Source organism: Caldicoprobacter sp. (assembly GCF_047459465.1).
Lineage (GTDB): Bacteria > Bacillota > Clostridia > Caldicoprobacterales > Caldicoprobacteraceae > Caldicoprobacter.
In genome coordinates this window covers 1-2,749 of sequence record NZ_VSCO01000195.1, presented here as the reverse complement: position 1 = coordinate 2,749, position 2,749 = coordinate 1, and the positions used below count along the sequence as shown (strand labels likewise).

General features: G+C 45.9%; 3 protein-coding genes. All 3 read left to right on the top strand.

Annotation, left to right across the window (positions count from 1 at the left end; translation table 11 throughout):
• The first annotated feature begins 299 nt into the window (after positions 1–299).
• Entirely contained in the window at positions 300–1,298 is a 999-nt protein-coding gene (locus FWJ59_RS09205) for an ABC transporter ATP-binding protein (protein ID WP_414481641.1), read from the top strand.
• Complete coding sequence (locus tag FWJ59_RS09200) at positions 1,279–2,079, top strand: ABC transporter permease (RefSeq protein WP_414481640.1); 801 nt, start codon at positions 1,279–1,281, stop codon at positions 2,077–2,079. Before FWJ59_RS09205 ends, FWJ59_RS09200 begins: the two co-directional genes overlap by 20 nt.
• The coding region (locus tag FWJ59_RS09195) for an ABC transporter permease (RefSeq protein ID WP_414481639.1) at positions 2,063–2,749 on the top strand (687 nt) is incomplete at its 3' end. The genes FWJ59_RS09200 and FWJ59_RS09195, both read left to right, overlap by 17 nt.

The following is a 2,749-nucleotide window of genomic DNA, read 5'->3' as shown; positions in this document are numbered from 1 at the left end:
AGATGATATAAGCCGCTATTCCAAGGCCAGTACTGACTATAAATACAAGGGAGCAGAGCAATACTATGATTTTGGTATTGATGCTTTTCATCATATTCCTCCTTTAGAAGATGCCGTATGAGAAAATTCCCACAATAACAATATTAATATTATTAATATCAAACTTAAGGACCTTTTTCAACAAAATTATACCAAAGTTGGAATTGCAGCCAGGATATTGACAGAAAATTACCTTGCGATAAAATAATGTAAAATTTCAATTCAGATTTCCCACACTTTTAACGGATAGGTGAGGACGCTTGTGTATAGAGGTCAATCACGTTTCAAAACAGTATACCCTCTGGAAGATTAAGGGATGGACGCGTAGAGAGCGGCAGGTGATAGAGGCGGTAAATGACGTCTCGTTCCGAGCGGATCCCGGCCGGGCTCTGGCACTTATTGGGCCCAACGGAGCGGGCAAATCCACAATGATAAAGCTGCTCTGCGGAATCCTAAGCCCGACGCAGGGCAGTCTAAGGGTTCTGGGAATGGACCCTTTTAAATACCGAAGCAAATTGGCCTACCATATTTCCTCCGTTTTCGGGCAGAGGTCCCAATTGTGGTACCACCTGCCTCCCATAGATACCTTTCATTTGCTGGGCAGGATATACGACATAGACCGGGTGGAGCTTAAAAAGCGAATGAAGGAACTAGTCGATTTATTCGATATTAGCTCATTCCTCTACCAACCGGTGCGTAAGCTCTCTCTGGGACAGCGCATGCGCTGTGAAATCGCAGCAGCTTTAATACATAATCCCAGGATACTGTTTTTGGACGAACCCACTATCGGCCTGGACGTGGTGGTAAGGTCTGCAGTGATAGATATTTTAAGAGACCTAAACAGGCAAAAAAAAGTGACCGTAATTCTGACGTCCCACGATACCGGCGACATCGAGCGCCTATGCGAGGATGTCATAGTTCTAAACGAGGGCAGGATCGTTCTGGAGTCGAACATCAGGGAAATGAGGAAGAACTTTTTCCATTCCAAGATTGTTGAAATTGAGTTTGCGGAAAAACCCGAGGGTCTGAGCCTGGACGCAGGCGTTAGGGTAATCCATCAAAACGGACCTATTGTGAGATTAGAAGTCGATTTAAAAACATGCGATGTAAACGGAGTGGTAAGCCGAATAGTTTCGCAAAACGCTGTAAGGGACATAACCATCCAGGACCCTCCTTTAGAATCTATAATCCAGCACATTTACCTTTCGGGTCATCATGCGGGGCGGGAGGCGGAAAGAAATGCTCATTTCGATAGATAAATACGTAGCTGCCGCCGCTTTGAGTGCGAAGAATTATCTGGCTTATGTTTCGGAGATGATCTTCAGGTCCGGGTTCCTGGTGGTCATCCTGTTTGTATTCGTCAATTTATGGACGGTCACCTACAGCCGAGCCGGTGCTGAAATTATCGCCGGATTTGACCTCAGAAAAATGCTCTGGTACCTGGTATTCACCGAGTCCATCGTTATTTCGCGCCCCAGGGTACATCTAAAAGTGGAAGAAGATATAAGAACAGGAGCCGTCAGCTACACCCTCGCCCGGCCTTATAACTATCTATTATTTCAGTTGAGCGTAAGCTTCGGGGAGCGGATGGTGCGCTTCATATCAACCCTTATAGTGGGTTACGCCGTGATGACGGTTATGGTAGGACCTTACTTTCCCGACTTGTCAATACTACCTTTTCTTACGGTAACAGTAGCCCTCGCGATGATGGCAGATCTTATTGGAATGATTACCATCGGCTTCCTGGCTTTCTGGGTGGAGGACGTATCGCCCTTTTTCCTGGTATATTCCAGGCTGCAGATGCTGCTTGGGGGAATGATAGTACCCATCACCCTTTTTCCGCCTTTTCTCAGAAAGCTGTCGGAGTGGCTTCCCTTCAGGTTTATGGTGTACGCCCCTGCCAAATTGTTTGTAAATTGTGACATAATTCAAGCTCTGAGCCTTATGGCAGAACAGTTTATTTTGTGCATTTTATTATTTATTGGCGGGATGTCAGTGTACCGAAAGGGGGTGAAGCGTCTTGATGTCAACGGCGGGTAAATACTTGGGGCTGTTCCTGGGCTACTTATACATTAACGCGAAAGGGCTTCTGGAATACAAAGTCAGCAGCCTTATAGGCCTTTTCGGCTCCCTTTTAAACAGTGCCATCTGGCTGGTCTTCTGGTGGGTATTTTTCAAGAGGTTCCCCAATATTTCAGAATGGCAGTTCGTCCATTTATTCACTATTTGGGCCGTGCTGAACGTTGCTCTGGCGTTGGTCAGCGTATTCTACAATGTCTATAAGCTTCCGGCAATTATCAATGAGGGGAAACTGGAGTACTACCTTGTAAGACCTAAAAATGCACTCTTTCACCTTCTGGTCGCCAGAATGCAGCTTATAGATTTGCTGGAAGCCGCCATATGGTTTATCAGCTTTATCATACTGAAACCTGAATTGCCAGCTATTTTATTATTCTTGCTGATGTCGGTGATCTCGGCTGCAATCATCCATGGTTTTCTCCTCATCCTGGGTTCTCTTGGCTTTTTCCTCAAGTCCGCCGACGGTATCGGCACGGAATTATACAATGCTCTGATCACCTTCAGCACGTACCCGAACTGGATATTCCAAGGAGCGGCCAAATGGATAATATTCACCGTAATTCCGGCGGCTTTCATCTCTTACGTCCCCGTTCATGTGATTTATAACCAGGTTTACTTATGGATACTGGGG

Coding starts and splice junctions, on each gene's coding strand:
- FWJ59_RS09200 (WP_414481640.1), top strand. CDS start 1,279: ATGCTCATTTCGATAGATAAATACGTAGCTGCCGCCGCTTTGAGTGCG.